Origin of the sequence: Aquitalea sp., from assembly GCF_030150775.1 — a bacterium.
Taxonomy (GTDB): Bacteria; Pseudomonadota; Gammaproteobacteria; order Burkholderiales; family Chromobacteriaceae; genus Aquitalea; species Aquitalea denitrificans.
The window spans coordinates 1-18,363 of sequence record NZ_JASLFG010000029.1 but is presented as its reverse complement, the minus strand read 5'-3'; the positions used below and the strand labels follow the sequence as shown (position 1 = coordinate 18,363).

At 61.4% G+C, this 18,363-nt stretch carries 22 protein-coding genes; 12 read left to right on the top strand and 10 right to left on the bottom strand.

The features are described 5' to 3' along the window. The first annotated feature begins 86 nt into the window (after nucleotides 1-86). From queC to QVF59_RS09380, 11 genes are all read left to right on the top strand, one after another. Entirely contained in the window at nucleotides 87-791 is a 705-nt protein-coding gene (gene queC, locus QVF59_RS09435; RefSeq protein ID WP_287879180.1) for a 7-cyano-7-deazaguanine synthase QueC, read from the top strand. A 1-nt stretch (nucleotide 792) separates the two neighbouring features. Further along, complete coding sequence (locus QVF59_RS20920) at nucleotides 793-1,827, top strand: 6-carboxytetrahydropterin synthase (protein ID WP_502866804.1); 1,035 nt, start codon at nucleotides 793-795, stop codon at nucleotides 1,825-1,827. Nucleotides 1,828-1,829: 2 nt separating this feature from the next. Beyond that, nucleotides 1,830-2,459: a 7-carboxy-7-deazaguanine synthase gene (gene queE, locus QVF59_RS09420; protein WP_287879178.1), complete on the top strand. Its 630-nt coding sequence runs from the start codon at nucleotides 1,830-1,832 to the stop codon at nucleotides 2,457-2,459. 251 nt (nucleotides 2,460-2,710) lie between these two features. Continuing rightward, nucleotides 2,711-2,977, top strand: a complete 267-nt coding sequence (locus tag QVF59_RS09415; RefSeq protein WP_287879177.1) for a BufA1 family periplasmic bufferin-type metallophore — start codon at nucleotides 2,711-2,713, stop codon at nucleotides 2,975-2,977. A gap of 93 nt (nucleotides 2,978-3,070) precedes the next feature. After that, nucleotides 3,071-3,325, top strand: coding sequence for a BufA1 family periplasmic bufferin-type metallophore (locus QVF59_RS09410; protein ID WP_159875212.1), 255 nt, complete (start codon nucleotides 3,071-3,073; stop codon nucleotides 3,323-3,325). A 42-nt stretch (nucleotides 3,326-3,367) separates the two neighbouring features. Beyond that, on the top strand, nucleotides 3,368-4,198 hold the full coding sequence (gene bufB / locus QVF59_RS09405; RefSeq protein ID WP_287879176.1) for an MNIO family bufferin maturase: 831 nt from the start codon (nucleotides 3,368-3,370) through the stop codon (nucleotides 4,196-4,198). Next, the gene (locus tag QVF59_RS09400) at nucleotides 4,188-4,937 is read left to right on the top strand and encodes an HvfC/BufC N-terminal domain-containing protein (RefSeq protein WP_287879175.1); all 750 of its coding nucleotides are present in this window, start codon (nucleotides 4,188-4,190) and stop codon (nucleotides 4,935-4,937) included. The genes bufB and QVF59_RS09400 overlap by 11 nt, the downstream gene beginning before the upstream one ends. A 70-nt stretch (nucleotides 4,938-5,007) precedes the next feature. Beyond that, entirely contained in the window at nucleotides 5,008-5,475 is a 468-nt protein-coding gene (locus QVF59_RS09395) for a DoxX family protein (protein ID WP_287879174.1), read from the top strand. 84 nt (nucleotides 5,476-5,559) lie between these two features. Further along, nucleotides 5,560-6,402, top strand: coding sequence for a phosphoserine phosphatase SerB (gene serB / locus QVF59_RS09390; protein WP_159875208.1), 843 nt, complete (start codon nucleotides 5,560-5,562; stop codon nucleotides 6,400-6,402). Nucleotides 6,403-6,427: 25 nt separating this feature from the next. Continuing rightward, complete coding sequence (locus tag QVF59_RS09385) at nucleotides 6,428-6,940, top strand: hypothetical protein (RefSeq protein WP_159875207.1); 513 nt, start codon at nucleotides 6,428-6,430, stop codon at nucleotides 6,938-6,940. Nucleotides 6,941-7,033: 93 nt separating this feature from the next. After that, nucleotides 7,034-7,963 (top strand): PAS domain-containing protein, encoded by a 930-nt coding sequence (locus tag QVF59_RS09380; RefSeq protein ID WP_287879173.1) that lies wholly within the window; start codon nucleotides 7,034-7,036, stop codon nucleotides 7,961-7,963. A gap of 6 nt (nucleotides 7,964-7,969) precedes the next feature. Here the strand turns inward: QVF59_RS09380 and QVF59_RS09375 are convergent, their stop codons facing one another. Then, nucleotides 7,970-8,602, bottom strand: a complete 633-nt coding sequence (locus QVF59_RS09375) for a LysE family translocator (protein WP_159875205.1) — start codon at nucleotides 8,600-8,602, stop codon at nucleotides 7,970-7,972. 31 nt (nucleotides 8,603-8,633) lie between these two features. Beyond that, the gene (gene mpl, locus QVF59_RS09370) at nucleotides 8,634-10,019 is read right to left on the bottom strand and encodes a UDP-N-acetylmuramate:L-alanyl-gamma-D-glutamyl-meso-diaminopimelate ligase (protein ID WP_287879172.1); all 1,386 of its coding nucleotides are present in this window, start codon (nucleotides 10,017-10,019) and stop codon (nucleotides 8,634-8,636) included. A 154-nt stretch (nucleotides 10,020-10,173) separates the two neighbouring features. On the opposite strand from mpl, the gene ypfH reads away from it, so the two are divergent. Continuing rightward, nucleotides 10,174-10,860 (top strand): esterase, encoded by a 687-nt coding sequence (gene ypfH / locus QVF59_RS09365; protein WP_159875203.1) that lies wholly within the window; start codon nucleotides 10,174-10,176, stop codon nucleotides 10,858-10,860. A 41-nt stretch (nucleotides 10,861-10,901) separates the two neighbouring features. On the opposite strand, the gene QVF59_RS09360 is transcribed toward ypfH, so the two are convergent. The 8 genes from QVF59_RS09360 to glyQ all read right to left on the bottom strand — a co-directional run. Next, on the bottom strand, nucleotides 10,902-12,305 hold the full coding sequence (locus QVF59_RS09360; RefSeq protein ID WP_287879169.1) for a sodium:proton antiporter: 1,404 nt from the start codon (nucleotides 12,303-12,305) through the stop codon (nucleotides 10,902-10,904). Nucleotides 12,306-12,432: 127 nt separating this feature from the next. Further along, nucleotides 12,433-12,822: a lactoylglutathione lyase gene (gloA, locus tag QVF59_RS09355; protein ID WP_159875201.1), complete on the bottom strand. Its 390-nt coding sequence runs from the start codon at nucleotides 12,820-12,822 to the stop codon at nucleotides 12,433-12,435. 39 nt (nucleotides 12,823-12,861) lie between these two features. Next, the gene (locus QVF59_RS09350; protein ID WP_287879166.1) at nucleotides 12,862-13,572 is read right to left on the bottom strand and encodes a M48 family metallopeptidase; all 711 of its coding nucleotides are present in this window, start codon (nucleotides 13,570-13,572) and stop codon (nucleotides 12,862-12,864) included. Continuing rightward, a complete protein-coding gene (locus QVF59_RS09345) occupies nucleotides 13,532-14,302 on the bottom strand; it encodes a lysophospholipid acyltransferase family protein (RefSeq protein WP_287879163.1) in 771 nt (256 codons plus the stop codon). Before QVF59_RS09345 ends, QVF59_RS09350 begins: the two co-directional genes overlap by 41 nt. 29 nt (nucleotides 14,303-14,331) lie before the next feature. Beyond that, complete coding sequence (gene gmhB, locus QVF59_RS09340; protein ID WP_045847554.1) at nucleotides 14,332-14,868, bottom strand: D-glycero-beta-D-manno-heptose 1,7-bisphosphate 7-phosphatase; 537 nt, start codon at nucleotides 14,866-14,868, stop codon at nucleotides 14,332-14,334. A gap of 107 nt (nucleotides 14,869-14,975) precedes the next feature. Beyond that, nucleotides 14,976-17,036: a glycine--tRNA ligase subunit beta gene (gene glyS, locus QVF59_RS09335; RefSeq protein ID WP_287879158.1), complete on the bottom strand. Its 2,061-nt coding sequence runs from the start codon at nucleotides 17,034-17,036 to the stop codon at nucleotides 14,976-14,978. 3 nt (nucleotides 17,037-17,039) lie between these two features. Further along, a complete protein-coding gene (locus QVF59_RS09330) occupies nucleotides 17,040-17,474 on the bottom strand; it encodes a surface-adhesin E family protein (RefSeq protein WP_287879156.1) in 435 nt (144 codons plus the stop codon). Between the two features lie 6 nt (nucleotides 17,475-17,480). After that, on the bottom strand, nucleotides 17,481-18,363 hold an 883-nt coding region (glyQ, locus tag QVF59_RS09325; RefSeq protein WP_287879154.1), incomplete at its 5' end, for a glycine--tRNA ligase subunit alpha.

Here is an 18,363-nt window from a genome sequence, read left to right as displayed (position 1 = left end):
CGTGCGTATTGCGACAGCACTTTGCCGCAAGGCCAGGCAAGCTGCGCCAGCAAACCCGCCTCGACTGTTTATCGATGGATCACGCCATGAAACCGAATACCCCGACGACTGCGGAAAAAGCACTGGTTGTGCTGTCCGGCGGTCAGGACTCCACCACCTGCCTGTACTGGGCGCTGCAAAAGTTCGGCGCAGCCAATGTGGAAGCCGTCACCTTTGACTACGGCCAGCGCCACCGCGTGGAGCTGGACTGCGCGCGCAAGATTGCCGCCATGGCTGGCGTGCGCCAGACCGTGCTGCCCATCGACACCTTTGCCGCCATCGGTGGCAATGCGCTGACCGATGACAGCATTACGCCGGAAGAAGGCAGCCGAGACGACGATGCCCTGCCCAATACCTTTGTGCCGGGCCGCAACCTGATTTTCCTCACCTTTGCCGCCGCCTTCGGTTACACCCGTGGCGCGCGTCACATCGTCACCGGCGTGGCGCAGACCGACTACTCCGGCTACCCGGACTGCCGCGAAAACACCTTGCAGGCGCTGCAACTGGCGGTGCGACTGGGCATGGACAGCCGGGTGGAACTACACACCCCGCTGATGTATTTGAGCAAGGCCGAAACCGTCACCCTGGCGCAGCAAGTGGGCGCAATGGAAGCGCTGGCCTGGAGCCACACCTGCTATAACGGTGCGGTACCGCCTTGTGGCCATTGCGCCTCCTGCGAGCTGCGCGCCAAGGGCTTTGCCGAAGCTGGCGTGGCCGACCCGCTGGTCGAACGCTGCAGCAAGGAGGCCTGACATGCATGCATCCTGCCTGCTGGCCGGTGGCCGCTTTGAAGCCGCCCGCCATGTTCCCGGTAGTGACGAACACCGCCTGCATGGCCTGCACGGCCACAGCTTCCGCGTGCTGGCCCGTGCCGATGTCACCCATATCGAACAGGCCGAACTGCAAACCGCGCTGGCACAAGTCCTGGCTCCGCTCGACTATGCCGATCTCAACCAGCGACTGCCGCAATGTGACGATCTGAGCCTGGCCCAGCACATCAAGGACGCGCTGAACTGCCCCTCCGCCCTGCTGCTGCAAAGCGCGCCGGAGCGCGGTGTGATGCTGGAAAACGGCAGCGCACTGAACTGGATTGCTGCCAGTTTCGAAGCCGCCCATCACCTGCCCCATGTACCGGCCGGCCACAAATGTGGTCGCCTGCATGGCCATGGTTTTGGCGTACGCATCGTAGCCGATGCCCGCCAGCACAGCCAGGCCCAGCTGGAAGCCGCCTGGGCACCGTTGTTCCTGCGGCTGAACCACCGCTATCTCAATGACATCACCGGGCTGGAAAATCCCACCAGCGAAGTGATTGCCGCCTGGCTGTACCACGCGCTGCAAGACACAGGTCTGCAAGGCCTGGCCTGGGTGGAAGTGCGTGAAACCCATACCGCTGGCAGCCAGTTCGATGGCAAGCGCTTCCGCATCTGGAAAGAGCAGCGCTTTGAAAGCGCCGTGCCCTTCGACAGCAATGGCAACTACACCGGCCACAGCTATCTGGTACGGCTGATGCTCACCGGCAGCCTGGACCGCACCATGGGCTGGCTGCTGGATTTTGGCGATGTCAAAGACCGCTTCAAGCCCATCTACCGCCAGCTGGACCACAACCCGCTGGACAAGCTGGCTGGCGTGCGTGACGGCCACAGCCAGTCGGTGGCCGAATGGGTGCATGCCCATCTGTCGCCGCTGGTACCGGAGCTGGCACGCATCGACCTGATGGAAAGCGCCCATCAGGGGGTATCGCTGCTGTTCCATGACGATATGCGCTGGCCACTGCTGCAGGGGGAATGAAGATGTACACGGTAAAGGAAATCTTCTACACCCTACAGGGCGAAGGCCGACAAGCAGGCCGCGCCGCGGTGTTTTGCCGCTTTAGTGGCTGTAATCTGTGGTCTGGCCGCGAGGAAGACCGCAGCAAAGCGGTCTGCCAGTTCTGCGATACCGACTTTGTCGGCACCGGCCCGGATGGCGGCAAGTTTGCCACCGCCGCCGAACTGGCCGCACGCATTGCCAGCGAATGGCCGGCGGGCAGCGGCGGCACACCCTATGTGGTGTGCACCGGTGGCGAGCCACTGCTGCAACTGGACAGCGCGCTGATTGATGCCCTGCATGCCGAGGGTTTTGAAATCGCGGTGGAAACCAATGGCACCATCGCCGCGCCGGACGGTATCGACTGGATCTGCGTCAGCCCCAAGGCCGGCGCGCCGCTGCTGCAAACCAGCGGCAACGAATTGAAGCTGGTCTACCCGCAAGCCACCCAGCTACCGGAAACCGTCGCCCACTTGCAGTTCGATACCTTCTACCTGCAACCGATGGATGGCCCGGAGCTAGCCGCCAATACCCGCGCCGCCATTGCCTACTGCATGGCATACCCGCGCTGGCGGCTGTCGGTACAGACTCACAAGGTGGTGAATATCCGCTAGGTCATCGGGCAGAATATCCTGCCCGATTTTTTTTGCCTGCTGCTGTAAGAAAGCGTTAGAGCCGTCGACTTATGGAGCAGGAACAGTCGCAAGCAGCAATAAAACCTCATTCAATTTCAGTCAATCAGCGCCAAAATCATAAAATTTCGGCGAATTGAAAAAAATGAGCCGCTGGCTGTAAGAAATTCCGCAGTGCTGCGACTGACTCCTGAACCCGGCCACAGCCGGTCACCACCCAACAGGAGATAGACATGAACACTTCCAAGACCTTGCTTGCTTCCGCACTCGGTGCCGTTGTCACCATGGCAGCGCTCAGCGCCACACCCGCAGCCGCTGCCGACATGGAAAAATGCTATGGCGTGGCCATGGCCGGCATGAACGATTGTGCCTCTGCCACCGGTGTGCATGGCTGTAAAGGCCAGGCCAAGATGGACAAAGACCCCGGCGACTGGAAAATGGTGGCAAAGGGTAGCTGCGAACAGATGGGTGGCATGACCATGGCACCAATGAAACAATAAGCAGTCTATTGCAAATATGCCCAAGCACGGGCCAGCCCCGGCCCGTGCAGCGTAACCCACCTATGCTTTAACTTGCTCCACAGGAGAAACATCATGAATGCATCCAAAGCCCTGCTCGCCTCCGCCCTTGGTGCTGTTGTTGCCATGGGCGCGCTCAGCGCCACCCCGGCCGCCGCCGCAGAAAAGGAAAAGTGCTTCGGCATCGCCCAGGCTGGCAAGAACGACTGTGCCTCCGCCACCGGCGCTCACTCCTGCGCTGGCCAGGCCACCAAGGACAAAGATCCCGGCGACTGGAAATACGTAGCCAAGGGCAGTTGCGAGAAAATGGGCGGCAAGCTGGCCAAGTAAACGTCCGCCTGCCCCTTACCCTTTCCGGACTGAAGCAGAACCATGACCCACTCCGCCCTCCCCGCCATCGCCGGCATCGGCCTGCGCGCACCGCATTACCGCCAGGTGCTGGACACCCTGCCACCACTGGGCTGGGTGGAAGTGCACAGTGAAAACTTCTTCGATGGCGGTATGCCGCTGGCCATGCTGCAGCGCGTGGCAGCACGCTATCCGCTGTCACTGCACGGCGTGGGCCTGGGGCTGGGTTCGCTGGTGCGCCCGGACGGAGAACATCTGGCCGCGCTCAAGCGGCTGGTGGATGCCATCCAGCCAGCGGCGGTGTCGGAACACCTGTCCTTCAACCACAGTGCGCAGCGTTATGTGAACGACCTGCTGCCCATTCCCTACACCAGCGCAGCGCTGGAGGTGATTGCCAGCCACGTGGCGGAAACCCAGGACGCGCTGGGCCGGCGCATCTTGCTGGAAAACCTGTCCAGCTATGTGGAATATCCCGGCAACGAGATGAACGAAGGCGAGTTTCTGGCCGAGCTGGTAACACGTACCGGCTGCGGCCTGCTGCTGGACGTCAACAATCTCTACGTCAATGGCATCAATCTGGGAACGAATGTGCAGGCCGTGCTGGCCGCCCTGCCAGCCGAGGCCATTGGCGAAATCCACCTGGCCGGCTATAGCGAGCGCGACGGCATGCTGGTGGATACCCACAGCCAGCCGGTACACCCCGGCGTATGGCAGTTATACACGCAGGTGATAGAACAGCTAGGCCCGCGCCCGACGCTGATTGAATGGGATCTGGACATTCCGCCGCTGGATACGCTGCAAGCCGAGGCAGCCAAGGCCGAGGCCATTCTGCAAGGAGCCCGCCATGACGCCTGAAGCACGCTGGCAGGCCGAGCTGCTGGAACTGATTGCCCAGCAAGAGCAGCAGCCGGATAGCACGCTGGGCTTGAATGCGGCCGGACTGGCGGTTTACCGCAACAACTACCGGCTGGGCCTGATCGAAACCCTGAACATGATTTACCCGGTGTGCGGCCAGATTGTCGGCACGGAATTCATGACCGGGCTGGCACGGGAATACAGCAAGCGCCATGCCTCGCATAGCGGCAACCTGCACAGCTATGGCGCAGCGTTCGGTGATTTCCTGCAGGATTTTCCACCGGCACAGACGCTACCGTATCTGCCCGATGTCGCCCGGCTGGAATGGGCAGTGCATCGCAGCTATTACGCCATCGACCAGCCGCCACTGGCCGCGACGGCGCTGGTGGATGTCCATCCGGATCAATTCGGTCAGCTGCGCTTCAGCCTGAGTGACAGCAGCCGGGCACTGTCATCGCCCTGGCCTGTGGTTTCCATCTGGCAAGGACACCAGCCCGGCCAGACGCTGAATGTAGACCTGGAGGCCGGCGGCGAACCGGCACTGGTCAGCCGCCATGCCGGCAAGGTTCGCGTACAAGCCCAAACCGCAGGCATGGCTGCACTATTGCTGGCCCTGCAAGAGGGCTTGCCGCTGGAAGAAGCAGCCGGACGGGCCTTGTCGGCAGAAGCCGGCTTCGACCTGCAAGCCGGGCTGGCCCGCCTGTTTGCCGACGGACTGCTCAGCAACTACCAACTGTAAACCAAGGCTTGTTCACCATCCGCCTCCTTGGCGGAGGGGCGCGGCTTGACCACTCCACGGGAGACCGACCATGCCAGTTCTCAGACAAAAACTGCTGCCGCTGCAGCAGCTGTTCGACCAGGCCAGTCACTGCGCCCGTCCGCTGGTACTGCTGCTGTTCCGGCTGTGGGTGGCAAATGTATTTTTCAAATCCGGCCTCACCAAGCTGGAGGACTGGGATACCACCCTGCTGCTGTTTTCCAATGACTACCATGTACCACTGCTGCCGCCAGCCCTGGCTGCGGTGATGGGCACCTTTGGCGAAACCGTGTTTTCCAGCCTGCTGGCCTTCGGCCTGTTTGGCCGCTTTGCCGCCGCCGGGCTGTTCGTGGTCAACCTGATGGCGGTGATCAGCTATCCGGACCTTACCGATGTCACCCGCCAGTTCCATTACTACTGGGCCATGCTGCTGCTGGTGCTGTTTGCCTTCGGCCCGGGATGCCTGTCGCTGGATGCCGCCTGGCAGCGCTGGCGGACCCGGGGCAAGTCCTCACGCTGAGGCCGCCCGGCGTACATCCCCATTCCGGCTGTCGGCCTGCAAGTGGCATAATGGCGGCTTGCTCAACAGAATCCATGCCAGCCCATGTCCATTACCCTTGTCATTCAGTCCCCCCGTCTCGATAACCGCGAGCTACAGGAGCTGGCCAACCTTGCCGGTGCCAGCAGCATCCAGCAGCCCAGCCCCGACGTGGCACGGCTGGAGGCGGTCGACCCGGCCAGCCGCGATGCCATCAGCGCCTGCTGCCAGACACTGGGCTATGACTTTGCCTTTGTCGATGGCAAGCTGAAACTGGCAGATTTCGGCCTGCTGGTGTCCGACATGGATTCCACCCTGATCACCATCGAATGCATTGATGAAATTGCCGACATGCAAGGCATCAAGCCGCAGGTGGCCGCTATTACCGAACGCTCCATGCGCGGCGAACTGGATTTTTCCGCCTCGCTGCGCGAACGGGTGGCCTTGCTGGCCGGCCTGTCGGAAAGCGCGCTGGAAAAGGTTTACCAGGAACGCCTGCAACTGAGCCCGGGAGCGGAACAACTGCTGGCCCGCTGCAAGGAAAACGACATCCGCTTCATGCTGGTATCCGGTGGGTTCACCTTCTTTACCGAACGTCTGAAACAACAGCTGGGACTGGACTATGCTTACGCCAACCAGCTGGAAGTAGTGGACGGCAAACTCACAGGCCGCGTAGTGGGGGACATTGTGGATGCCGCAGCCAAACAGCGCCTGCTGATCGAAAAACGCAGCGAACTGGGCTTGCGCCCGGAACAGGTGATTGCCATGGGCGATGGTGCCAACGACCTCTTGATGCTGGGCGAGGCCGGTGTCGGCGTGGCCTACCGTGCCAAGCCGGTGGTGCAGGCCAAGGCCGACGTGGCCATCAATATCGTTGGGCTGGATGGTGTGGCCAGACTGTTTGCCTGATGCCAGGCCGCGCCGGGAGGATGCCATGAATGCCTTGCCTGCACTGGACAGTGCCAGTTTTGATGCCCGGCTGCCGCTAAGCGTGCAGCTACTGAGCGAGGAAGAGTGCTCCCCGGCGCGCCAGCGCGAAACCCGGCTGGCGCTGCGGGTGCTGGCCGCCCCCAGCGAAATGCCGGAAGAACCGGACCCGATGCTGGTGCGACTGGAAGCCAAGCTGGACCTGGCACTGGAAATCGCCCTGCTGGGCCACCACCCGGAGCGTCCGGCACTCACCCCCTGCCGTCTGGGACTGGACAGTATTGCCTGGCTATCCGACCATCCCTGGCGGGTGGGCGATACGGTACAGATTGCGCTGATGCCCAACCCGGATTCGGCATTGATGCTGTTTCTTGCGGCCCATATCGAAGCCCAGACACCAACCCCCGACGAGTCCTACGCCATTACCGCCAGACTGCAACTGCCAGCTGATGAACAAACCAGTCCGTTGTGGGAGCGCTGGGTATTCCGCCGCCACCGCCGCGCCATTCTGGAGCGCTGAAGCCGGCGGCCATCATTCCCTCGGCAATACCCGGCAGCCTGGAATAGACTGAAATGATCCGGCAACACCGCCAAGCAGATCAGGTATGCCATCATGGCCAGCTTCCCCGTCTTCCAGTCGCTGATTGATACCGTACAGGGCGGGCTGCTGCTGGTACAGCCGGACAGCGGCCACATCCTTGGTGCCAATCAACTGGCCGCCATTTTACTGGCCACACCCCATGCACAACTGATAGGCCAGCCCCTGCGTGACTTTCTGCCGCCCGGTGAAACACAAATTCCCACCCTGCTTGCCGGTCACGACATGGTCTATAACCGCAGCATGCAGTTGCAAACCGCAACCGGGCGCTTGATCAATGTCCAGTTTTCCCTGCGGGAAGTCCTGCTTGATGGCAGCAGAATCATGGTGGTCAGCTTCAGCGACAGAACCGAACAGCAGTTGATGAGCCAGTTGCTGAACTTCGAGCAACAACTACTCGCCCGCTCGCTCAAACTGGTCAAGCACCTGCACCAGCAACATGTCGCCGGTGCCGAAGACGACCAGCTCACCGGGCTGATCAGCATGCCGGAACTGCTCGCCGCCGCCCATACCGAAACCGGGCGTATCCGCCGCTACGGCGGTGCGCTATCCGGCATGGCCGTGCAAATACTCAGCCTGCCCCCCGCCGGTGCCGACACAGAAATGGCAGCAGCACGCCGACACCTGCTGCAGCTGGCAGCCAGTATTTGCATGCAGGCCACGCGGGACAGCGATCTGGTGGCACGACGGGAGGAAGATGTTTTTCTACTGCTGCTACCCGGCACGTCATTATCAGGTGCCGATGAGCTGGCCCCCCGGCTGCTGCTGGCACTCAGCCAGCCAGCCGGTTTCGCCGACGTGCAGACGCTACCACTACGCTTATGCATAGGCATCAGTGCCTTGCGTGACGATGAACAGGCACCCAATGCCATGTTGAAACGCCTGCAAGGCGCACTGGATCAGGCCCGCATGGCCGGCAGCAACCGGATATTCCGTCAGGAGTAGGCAGGCTCAGGCCCGGCCCTGGCGGGCCAGATGCACAGCCATCACGGCCAGCACGCCCCCCATCAGCCAGCGCTGCACGCGCAAAAACAGCGGGCGTCCACCAAGAAAACGTGCCATGCCACCGGCCAGCACAATCAGCACACCGTTTACCAGCAGGCTGATGGCAATCTGGGTAAAACCCAGCCACAAGGACTGGGCCAGTACACTGCCCTGCGCGGTATCAATGAATTGCGGCAGCAGCGACAAATACATCACCGCCACCTTGGGATTCAGCAGATTGGTCAGCATACCCATGGCAAACAGTTTGCGCGGGCTGTCCGCGTCAAGCTGGCGCACTTCGAAAGGCGAACGGCCACCGGGCTTGAGCGCCTGCCAGGCCAGATACATGAGATAGCCTGCCCCGGCCAGCCGTAGGGCATCATAGGCCAGCGGTACCGCCAGCAGCAGCGCACTGATACCCAGTGCGGCACACAGCATGTAGCAGAGAAAACCGGTGCCTACGCCTGCCAGCGATATCATGCCGGCACGCCGCCCCTGGCAGATGGAGCGCGACAGGAGATAGGCCATATTGGGGCCGGGGGTCAGCACCATGCCCAGCGCCAGCAGGGCAAAGGTAAGCCAGTGAATGGACTGTGGCATGGCAGGCGGGTCTCGGAGGGGAAAGGGCTTTTCAGTCTGCCCCAGCGGCAGCCAGCCCGTCCAGCAGCTTCTGATGAATACCACCAAAACCGCCATTGCTCATCACCAGGATATGATCGCCGGCGCGAGCCTCCGCAAGAATGGCAGCAATCAGTGCATCCAGCTGATCGAAAGTCACCGCCTTGTCGCCCATAGGCTGTAGCGCTTCGGCCGGGCTCCAGTTAAGACCAGCAGCCGAGCAGAACACCTGATCAGCCAGTTCCAGCGAAGCGGGCAGCGCATCCTTCATCGTGCCCAGCTTCATGGTATTGGAGCGCGGCTCCAGCACCGCCAGGATGCGGGCGTCACCCACATGGCGGCGCAAGCCTTCCAGCGTGGTGGCAATGGCGGTGGGATGGTGGGCAAAGTCGTCATACACCGTGACACCTGCCACCTTGCCACGCACTTCCATGCGGCGTTTGACGTTGTCAAACCGTGCCAGCGCGGCAATGGCATCGTGCACGGCCACCCCGGCGTGGCGAGCGGCGGCAATGGCAGCCACGGCATTCAGGCGGTTGTGCTCGCCCATCAGCATCCACTCCACCCGGCCTTGCAACAGGCCATGCAGCAGCACATCGAAATGGCCATTGGCATCCGGCTCACCCGCTTGCCATCCATCAGCCACGCCGAATGCTTCCACCGGCGTCCAGCAGCCACGCTCCAGCACGCGTGTCAGGCTGGCCTCGCGGCCATTGCTGACAATCAGGCCCTGGGCCGGAATGGTGCGTACCAGATGGTGGAATTGCGTTTCGATAGCCGCCAGATCGGCGAAGATATCCGCGTGATCGTATTCCAGATTGTTCAGGATGGCCGTGCGCGGGCGGTAGTGGACAAACTTGGAACGTTTGTCGAAGAAGGCGGTGTCGTACTCGTCCGCCTCGATCACAAAGAAGGGGCTGGTACTGGCCGGGTCTTGTACCGGGCTGCCCGGCAGACGGGCCGATACGCCAAAATTCTGTGGAATGCCGCCGATCAGAAAGCCCGGAGCCAGGCCGGCGTCTTCCAGAATCCACGCCAGCATGGAGCTGGTAGTGGTCTTGCCGTGAGTACCGGCCACCGCCAGCACCCATTTGTCGTGCAGCACGTTTTCCGCCAGCCACTGCGGGCCGGAAATATAGGGCAGGCCACGATTGAGGATTTCCTCCATCAGCGGCTTGCCACGGGTCACCACATTGCCGATCACATACATGTCAGCGCCCAGTTCCAGCTGCTCGGCCCCGAAACCCTGGGTCAAGGTGATGCCCATGGCTTCTAGCTGAGTGCTCATCGGGGGGTAGACGTTGGCGTCACAACCGGTGACGGTGTGGCCTGCCTGCTTGGCGATGGCGGCAATGCCGCCCATGAAGGTGCCGCAAATACCCAGGATATGAATGTGCATGACAGTGAATGCTGTGTTAACCGCGAGAGGGCTATTATAACGCCGCATTGGCCTTATATTTCACTCTGTTCACGCGCGCGACCAGCCAGGTCCTGCGCCATCATTTCAGTCTGTCAGCGCCGCAGTGTGCTGACGGATCATCAGGAGAACAGGCATGCGCCACGACATCGTCATTCAACAGCCCACCACACCGCAGCAACTGATGCTGCTGTTTCACGGCGTGGGCGCCAGCCCCGAACACATGCAGGAAGCCGGCAACGTGCTGGCGCGCAGCTTTCCTCAGGCCCTGATTGTCAGTGTGGCCGGTGCCGACCCCAGCGATCTGGGCCAGGGTTTCCAGTGGTTTTCGGTACAGGGCGTCACGGAGGAAAACCGCTTGCAACGGGTAGCTGACGCCTTGCCACGCTTTTTTGCTGCGGTCGAATACTGGCAGCAGCAAAGCGGCTTGGGCCATGCGGCCACCGCCCTGCTGGGATTCAGCCAGGGAGCCATCATGGCACTGGAAGCAGCGGCAGCGCGCCCACAACTGGCCAGCCGCGTGCTGGCCTTCAGCGGGCGCTTTGCCAGCCTGCCGGCCACGGCCCTGCCGCAAACCACGGTACACCTGTTCCATGGCAAGTCCGATCCGGTGATTCCCTACGTGCACAGCATCCGCGCTGCGGAACACCTGATTGCGCTGGGCAGCGATGTCACCGCCGAAATCGAACCTTTCATCGGCCACCAGCTGCACGAGGACCTGCTGGAGAAGGCAGTAGAATACCTGCAGTCCCACATTCCCAAACATGTATGGAATGAGGCACTGTCGGACACGCCACCACAGGGCAGCATCAAACCGCATTGAGCCAATGCGCGGCCTGCAACATACAGGCCGCGCATGCAGGCTCAGAAGAACAGCCAGGTCATCAGCACAAACAAGGGCAGCAGGATGCTGACCGACCACAGCATGTAGGCAAAGAAGCTGGGCATGGCCACACCGCGCTGCTCGGCAATGGCCTTGACCATGAAGTTGGGGGCATTGCCGATATAGGTATTGGCCCCCATGAACACCGCCCCCATGGAAATGGCCAGCAGCGTTTGCGCCAGCGGCCCCATCAGCGTGACGGCATTACCATCGGCCAGGTTGAAAAACACCAGATAGGTAGGCGCATTGTCCAGGAAGCTGGACAGCAGCCCGCTCATCCAGAAATACATGGCATTCAGCGGCTGACCATCGGCACCCGACACCGCATGCACCAGTGCTGCCAGTTGCCCGCCAACACCAGCACGCAGGATGGCAATGGCCGGGGCGATGGTGATGAAAATGCCGGCAAACAACTTGCCGACTTCCAGAATCGGATCCCAGTTAAATTCATTACCCGCCCTTACCTGCCTGGGCGTAATCCACAGCGACAGCACGGTCAGCAACAACAGCAATCCATCGCGCACCAGGTTTTGCAGTTCAGCATGGACCCCGGCCACTTCCAGATGAATGCCCGGCTGCCAGAAGCCGGACAGCAGCACCGCCCCCACCACACCAGCCAGCAGCAAGAAATTACGCTTGCCATATAGCCGCAACGGTTGATCGTGATGCGGCTTGCACTCTTCGTCCTCACGGCGATAGAAATGGCTGTCCAGCAAAAAGAACACCAGCAGCAAGGCGGCAGACAGGACCAACACCGGCAGCAGCATGTGCTGGAAAGTCCAGCCAAAAGTCACGCCTTTCAAGAAACCCAGAAACAGCGGCGGATCGCCCAGCGGGGTCAGCCCACCACCGACATTGGCCACCAGAAAAATGAAGAACACCACCACATGCACCCGGTGCTTGCGGTTGTCGTTGGCCTTGAGCAGGGGGCGGATCAGCAGCATCGCCGCCCCGGTGGTGCCCATGATGGAAGCCAGCGCCGTGCCGATGGCCAGGATGGCGGTGTTGACCTTGGGTGAACCATGCAGGCTGCCTCCCACCAGAATGCCGCCCGACACGGTATACAAGGCAAGCAGCAGCATGATGAAGGGAATGTATTCGCTCACCAGCGCATGCACGATCAGGCTGATGGAACTACTCACCCCGAAGCTGGCGGTAAACGGCAGCAGGAACAAAACCGTCCAGCAGGCGGTGATCTTGCCGAAATGGTGGTGCCAGAAGCCCGGTGCAAAAATGGGAAACAGGGCAATGGACAGCAGGATGCCAGCAAAAGGCAGCACCCAGGCCAAGCTTAGCGTGCGACCGTCCAGGTCCGCAGCTTGTGCCAGGGCAGGCAGGGCCAGCAGCAGGATCAGGCTGATGGTTTTACGCAGAGAGGCAGGCATTGGGGCTCCGGTTTGAACTGCTAGCGCCGGCAAGGCCGCAGCAGCGTGAACATGAAAAAGGCTGGAAAACCAGGGTTCCAGCCTCTTGATCAGCCCTGCCGGTACAGCAGGGGGACGTACTCAGGGCTTAATGGCTGCCCTTCTGGATGAACTCGATCTTATAACCATCCGGATCTTCCACGAAAGCAATGACGGTGGTGCCGTGTTTCATCGGACCAGCCTCACGTACCACCTTGCCGCCCTTGGCACGCACGGCATCACAGGCCAGATAGGCATCATCCACGCCGATGGCGATATGACCGAAGGCGCTGCCCAGCTCATAGCTGTCGGTATCCCAGTTATGGGTCAGTTCCAGCACGGTGTGGTCGGCTTCGTCACCGTAGCCGACAAAAGCCAGGGTGAAGCGGCCTTCCGGATAATCCTGGCGGCGCAGCAGGCGCATGCCCAGCACGTCTTGATAAAAAGCCAGCGAACGTTCCAGATTGCCGACGCGCAGCATGGTGTGCAGAAATTGCATAGTGGACTCCTGTAATGATAAGGGCGGCCTGACCGCCAGTTAGCCGAAACGGAAAAGGCTGCTGCCCTGCTGTTTCAGCCAGTGGCGCGCATTTTTCCAGTCGGGAAACAGGCGGGCGGTTTCCATCCAGAACGCCGCCGAATGGTTCATGTGCTGCAGATGGGCCAGCTCGTGGGCCAGCACGTAATCGATGATGACCAGCGGGGCCTGCACCAGCCGCCAGTTAAGACGGATATCGCCACGTGCAGTACAGCTGCCCCAGCGGGTACGGGCTGAAGACAGCGAGAGTTTGCCCGGCGGACGCGGGCATTGAGACTGCAACAAGGCCATGCGCTGGGCAAACATTAGCTGGGCCTGGCGCTTGAGCCAGGCAGACACCACGGTCTGCAGGCCGACCTCATCACCGGACTGGATGCCGGCGACTTGCAATACATCTCCGTCCAGCCGGGCAGTCCGACGCACGCCACCCAGCAGTTGAATGGAAAGCTGGCGTCCCAGATAGGTCAAGCCTGTCTGATCTGCTAGTTGCTGTTTTTGTTCCCGCTGCAGCACCACATGGCGGGAAATCCACTCCCGTCTGGCTTGCAACACCTCATGCAGACGGGCCTGGGTAACACGCGGGTGGGCAATCAGCTCCACCCGGCCATCGGCAATGCGGATGCCTATGCTTTTGCGCACCCGGCGTACCAGGTGCACATCCACCGTACCCTCAGGCAGCGGCAGGACGGTCCAGGCGGCGGCGCTTGTCATCAGGATGGGCAAAGGGGCCGACGCCGCTGATCTCGCGCTGCTGCGCTTCGATCCACTGCTGCGCCTGCTGGGTCATGGCTTCCGGGCCGACACCGTCTTGCGGGCGGATGGCCGGGCCGATCACCACGGTAATCTCGCCCGGATATTTCAGAAAGGCATTGCGCGGCCAGAATTCGCCGGCATTGTGTGCCACCGGCACCAAGGGCATGTCCAGCTGGCGCGACATGCGTGCCGCACCATGCTTGTACTTGCCGGCAACACCGGGCTTGGTACGGGTGCCTTCCGGAAACACGGTAATCCAGAAACCGTGCTTCTTGCGCTCCAGCCCCTGCTGCAGCATGCGGTCGTTGGCACGGGTACGGTCGGAGCGGTTGATGGCAATCGGGTTCATCAAGGCCAGACCCCAGCCGAAGAAGGGCAGCCACAGCAGCTCGCGCTTGGCCACGTAAATCTGCGAGGGAAAAATCTTCTGCAAGGCCAGGGTTTCCCAGCCGGACTGGTGTTTGGAGCAGATGATGGACGGCTCGGACGGAATGTTCTCCGCGCCGATCACCTTGTACTTCAAGCCCACCACATGCACCAGCAGCCACAGCATAATCTTGGCCCAGCTTTCACCAAATACATGGCGGGTACGGCGCGGCAGCGGCGCGGCAATGAACAGGCCGAGAAAGCACAAAGGGGTGACAATCAGCAGCAACAGCCAGTAAATCAGGTTACGAATCCAGATCATGGGTTAATTCAGCCTCACAACAAAGCACTTCAGGAATTAATCAGGTGCTCGGCCGCGTCAAACAGATCATCGAACACCAGCGTACCTTCCGGCAAGCCGCCCTTTTCCAGGGTTTTCATGCCTTTGCCGGTACGCACCAGAATGGGTTGACCGCCAACAGCTGCCACCGATTCCAGATCACGCAGACTGTCGCCAATTAGCGGCAGGCCCTGCAATTTGACATTGAAACGCTCAGCCAGCTCCAGCACCATGCCCGGCAGCGGCTTGCGGCATTCACAGCCGTGATCCGGCCCGTGCGGGCAATAGGCTACGGCATCAATGCGGCCACCAGCCTGACCCACCAGACGGTGCATCTTCTCATGCATGGCGTTGAGCGCATGCACATCGAACAGGCCTCGGGCGAGGCCGGACTGATTGGTGGCCACCACCACGCGCCAGCCTGCCTGGGTCAGATTGGCTATCGCTTCCAGACTGTGCGGCAGCGGTACCCATTCCATGGTGTTCTTGACGAAGTCATCGCGGTCTTCATTGATGACACCGTCGCGATCCAGGATAACGAGTTTCATGTTGAGAAAGCACTTCCTGAGTAGGGAGTGGGGAGTGGCGAGTAGCGAGTTGTGGAGCCTGGCTTGTTGCCCACTCCCTACTCCCGACTCTCCACTCCCCTCCCGGGTTAATCCGCCAGCAGCGAGATGTCCGCCACGCGGTTGAACAGCGCTGCCAGACTGGCCAGCAAGGCAATACGGTTGGCACGCACGGCCAGATCGTCGGCCATCACCATCACGCCATCAAAGAAGGCATCCACCGGTGCCTTCAGGCTGGACAGCTGGGCCAGCGCACCGGCAAAGTCGTGGGCGGCAAACTTGGCGTCCACCTGCGGTGCCAGCTCGTTCACCGCGGCAAACAGCGCCTGCTCGGCGGCTTCGCTCAGCAAGGCCGGGTTTACCGAACCCACTTCGCCTTCCACCTTTTTCAGGATGTTCTTCACCCGCTTGTTGGCGGCAGCCAGGGTAGTGGCTTCCGGCAGTGCCTTGAAGGCAGCCACGGCAGCCAGTACCGCCGGGACTTCGTTCAGGGTGGACGGGGCCAGTGCCAGCACGGCATCGACTTCATCACCCTGATAGTCAGCGGCCAGATAGTTCTTCAGGCGGTCCATCATGAAGGCAAACACTTCGTCAGCTGTGGTAGCGGACAGCTTGCCTGTCGGGAAGGCGGCAGCCACCAGCGCCAGCAGGGCCTTGAGGTCCAGCTTGGCGGCCAGTGCCATGCGCAGCACGCCCAGGGCAGCGCGACGCAGGGCGTACGGGTCCTTGTCGCCGGTCGGAATCAGACCGATGCCCCAGATGCCGACAATGGCTTCCAGCTTGTCGGCCAGTGCCACGGCAGTGGCGATATCGCCCTGCGGCAGGCTGTCGCCGGCAAAACGCGGGTGGTAGTGGCCTTCGATGGCGGCGGCAACCACGTCGCTTTCGCCGTCGTGCTGGGCGTAGTACATACCCATCACGCCTTGCAGTTCGGGGAATTCACCCACCATGTCGGTGACCAGGTCGGCCTTGGCCAGCAGGGCGGCACGTTCGGCCACGGACTGGTCCGCGCCCAGCTGGGCAGCAATCTGGCCGGCGATGGCTTGCAGGCGTTCCACGCGCTCCAGCTGGCTGCCAATCTTGTTGTGGTAAACCACTTCGGCCAGCTTGGCCAGACGGGTTTCCAGACGGGCTTTCTGATCCTGCTCGAAGAAGAACTTGGCATCGGACAAACGGGCGCGCAGTACGCGCTCATTACCCTGGATGATGTGGCTGGGATCGGCGGTTTCCAGATTGGACACCAGCAGGAAGCGGTTCATCAGCTTGCCCTTGGCGTCCAGCAGCGGGAAGTACTTCTGGTTCTGCTGCATGGTCAGGATCAGGCATTCCTGCGGCACCTTGAGGAATTCGGCTTCAAAGCCGGCTTCCAGTACCACCGGCCATTCCACCAGCGCGGTCACTTCGTCCAGCAGGGCGTCGTCGGCGGCAATGGTGGCACCATGCACGGCAGCGGCGTCGGCCAGGCGTTTCCTGATCAGCTCGCGGCGGGCATCAAAGCTGGCCAGTACCTTGCCCTGCTCGAACAGCACGCGGGCGTAGTCGTCGGCTTTTTCGACAAACACATCGCCGCTGGACAGGAAGCGGTGACCACGGGTGGCGTTGCGGCTGGACAGGCCCAGCAGGCTGCCGTCAATCACGGTTTCGCCCCACAGCATGATCAGGCCATGCACCGGACGCACGAACTGGTAGTCGTAGTCGGCCCAGCGCATCAGCTTGGGAATCGGCAGCTTTTTCAGCGCCAGTGCGACGATGTCGGTCAGCACCGCGGACAGGGCTTCACCGGTCTTGGTGCTTTCATAGGCAAACACGTCCTGCTTGCCATCGCTCATGGTGGTGAGCGCGGCAACATCCACGCCGCAGGAGCGGGCGAAACCGGCCAGTGCCGGGGTGGGCTGACCATCCTTCATGCCAGCGGCCACGGCCGGGCCCTTGCGCACGATTTTCTGGTCCGGCTGCACGGCCAGCACGGCCGGCACCTGTACGGCCAGGCGGCGCGGCGAGGCAAACACGGTGGCGGCGGCATCGGCAGCCACAAACTGCAGTTTTTTCAGTTCTTCGGCAATGGTCTGGCCAAAGCTGTGCGACAGCTTTTCCAGCGCCTTGGGCGGCAGCTCTTCGGTGAGCAACTCGATAAGCAGGGTGGCGTTCATGATTTATTCAGGTTTCTTGTGCGGAGCAGTTTTGGCGAGATAGCACACGACTTGCAGCATGGTTTCGGCAACCGAGCCTTGTTCCACCGACTGCCATTTCCAGGCAAAACGCTGCACCGGGAACATGGTGGAGTACAGCTGGCGGCCACGCTTGTCGGCATATTCGAAGCCGACAAAGGTATATTGCTGCTTGCTGCAGCTGGCGTAGCCGCTGGTGCGCCGGATGAAATACTTGATGTCGGTGGCCTTGTCGTACTGACGTTCGCTAAAGCGCTCCTGATTCACAAAATGGACCAGCCCGTCCTTTTCCACCCAGATGGAATTACGGTCCATGGCCAGTTCCAGGGCGGAACCTTGCTGGTAGATGCCCCAGTCAGGCTCTGCCGCCATGGCGGGCAGGGATAGCAGGGCCAGCAGCAGACTGATCCGTGTCTTCATGGCCGATCAGGCCTTGGGGCACATGGGGAAACCCAGTGCCTCACGCGCAGCGTAGTAAGCCTGGGCCACACCACGCGACAGGGTGCGTACCCGGCCGATATAGGTGGCACGTTCGGTGACCGAGATGGCACCACGCGCATCCAGCAGGTTGAAGCAGTGACCGGCCTTGAGCACCATTTCGTAAGCCGGCAGCGCCAGCGGGATGTCCAGCAGGCGCTTGGCTTCGGATTCGTAATAGCTGAACAGTTCGAACAGCTTGGGCACATTGGCGTGTTCGAAGTTGTAGGTGGACTGCTCCACTTCGTTCTGGTGGTAGACGTCGCCGTAGGTCACGCGCTGGCCGTTGGGATACACCGTCCACAGCAGGTCGTACACGTTTTCCACGCCTTGCAGATACATGGCCAGACGCTCGATACCGTAGGTGATTTCACCCAGTACCGGCTTGCAGTCCAGGCCGCCCACTTGCTGGAAGTAGGTGAACTGGGTCACTTCCATGCCGTTCAGCCAGACTTCCCAGCCCAGACCCCAGGCACCCAGTGTCGGGTTTTCCCAGTCATCTTCAACAAAGCGGATGTCATGCACGGTGGGGTCGATACCCAGCACCTTGAGCGAGCCCAGGTAGAGTTCCTGGATATTGGCCGGCGACGGCTTCAGGGCTACCTGGAACTGGTAGTAATGCTGCAGGCGGTTCGGGTTTTCACCGTAGCGGCCGTCCTTGGGACGACGCGACGGTTGTACATAGGCAGCGTTCCACGGCTCCGGGCCGATGGCACGCAGACAGGTGGCCGGATGCGAGGTACCGGCGCCCACCTCCATGTCGAAGGGTTGCATGATGACGCACCCTTGCTCGTTCCAATAATTCTGGAGGGTAAGGATGATTTCCTGGAAG

What these genes read in the sequence shown, in the direction of transcription:
- mpl (WP_287879172.1), bottom strand. Translation starts at nt 10,019, where the DNA reads ATGCACATTCATATCCTGGGTATTTGCGGCACCTTCATGGGCGGCATT.
- queE (WP_287879178.1), top strand. Translation starts at nt 1,830, where the DNA reads ATGTACACGGTAAAGGAAATCTTCTACACCCTACAGGGCGAAGGCCGA.
- QVF59_RS09415 (WP_287879177.1), top strand. Translation starts at nt 2,711, where the DNA reads ATGAACACTTCCAAGACCTTGCTTGCTTCCGCACTCGGTGCCGTTGTC.
- serB (WP_159875208.1), top strand. Translation starts at nt 5,560, where the DNA reads ATGTCCATTACCCTTGTCATTCAGTCCCCCCGTCTCGATAACCGCGAG.
- glyS (WP_287879158.1), bottom strand. Translation starts at nt 17,036, where the DNA reads ATGAACGCCACCCTGCTTATCGAGTTGCTCACCGAAGAGCTGCCGCCC.
- QVF59_RS09400 (WP_287879175.1), top strand. Translation starts at nt 4,188, where the DNA reads ATGACGCCTGAAGCACGCTGGCAGGCCGAGCTGCTGGAACTGATTGCC.
- QVF59_RS09410 (WP_159875212.1), top strand. Translation starts at nt 3,071, where the DNA reads ATGAATGCATCCAAAGCCCTGCTCGCCTCCGCCCTTGGTGCTGTTGTT.
- bufB (WP_287879176.1), top strand. Translation starts at nt 3,368, where the DNA reads ATGACCCACTCCGCCCTCCCCGCCATCGCCGGCATCGGCCTGCGCGCA.
- QVF59_RS09350 (WP_287879166.1), bottom strand. Translation starts at nt 13,572, where the DNA reads ATGACAAGCGCCGCCGCCTGGACCGTCCTGCCGCTGCCTGAGGGTACG.
- QVF59_RS09395 (WP_287879174.1), top strand. Translation starts at nt 5,008, where the DNA reads ATGCCAGTTCTCAGACAAAAACTGCTGCCGCTGCAGCAGCTGTTCGAC.
- QVF59_RS20920 (WP_502866804.1), top strand. Translation starts at nt 793, where the DNA reads ATGCATGCATCCTGCCTGCTGGCCGGTGGCCGCTTTGAAGCCGCCCGC.
- QVF59_RS09380 (WP_287879173.1), top strand. Translation starts at nt 7,034, where the DNA reads ATGGCCAGCTTCCCCGTCTTCCAGTCGCTGATTGATACCGTACAGGGC.
- gmhB (WP_045847554.1), bottom strand. Translation starts at nt 14,868, where the DNA reads ATGAAACTCGTTATCCTGGATCGCGACGGTGTCATCAATGAAGACCGC.
- queC (WP_287879180.1), top strand. Translation starts at nt 87, where the DNA reads ATGAAACCGAATACCCCGACGACTGCGGAAAAAGCACTGGTTGTGCTG.
- QVF59_RS09345 (WP_287879163.1), bottom strand. Translation starts at nt 14,302, where the DNA reads ATGATCTGGATTCGTAACCTGATTTACTGGCTGTTGCTGCTGATTGTC.
- ypfH (WP_159875203.1), top strand. Translation starts at nt 10,174, where the DNA reads ATGCGCCACGACATCGTCATTCAACAGCCCACCACACCGCAGCAACTG.
- QVF59_RS09330 (WP_287879156.1), bottom strand. Translation starts at nt 17,474, where the DNA reads ATGAAGACACGGATCAGTCTGCTGCTGGCCCTGCTATCCCTGCCCGCC.
- gloA (WP_159875201.1), bottom strand. Translation starts at nt 12,822, where the DNA reads ATGCAATTTCTGCACACCATGCTGCGCGTCGGCAATCTGGAACGTTCG.
- QVF59_RS09385 (WP_159875207.1), top strand. Translation starts at nt 6,428, where the DNA reads ATGAATGCCTTGCCTGCACTGGACAGTGCCAGTTTTGATGCCCGGCTG.
- QVF59_RS09360 (WP_287879169.1), bottom strand. Translation starts at nt 12,305, where the DNA reads ATGCCTGCCTCTCTGCGTAAAACCATCAGCCTGATCCTGCTGCTGGCC.
- QVF59_RS09375 (WP_159875205.1), bottom strand. Translation starts at nt 8,602, where the DNA reads ATGCCACAGTCCATTCACTGGCTTACCTTTGCCCTGCTGGCGCTGGGC.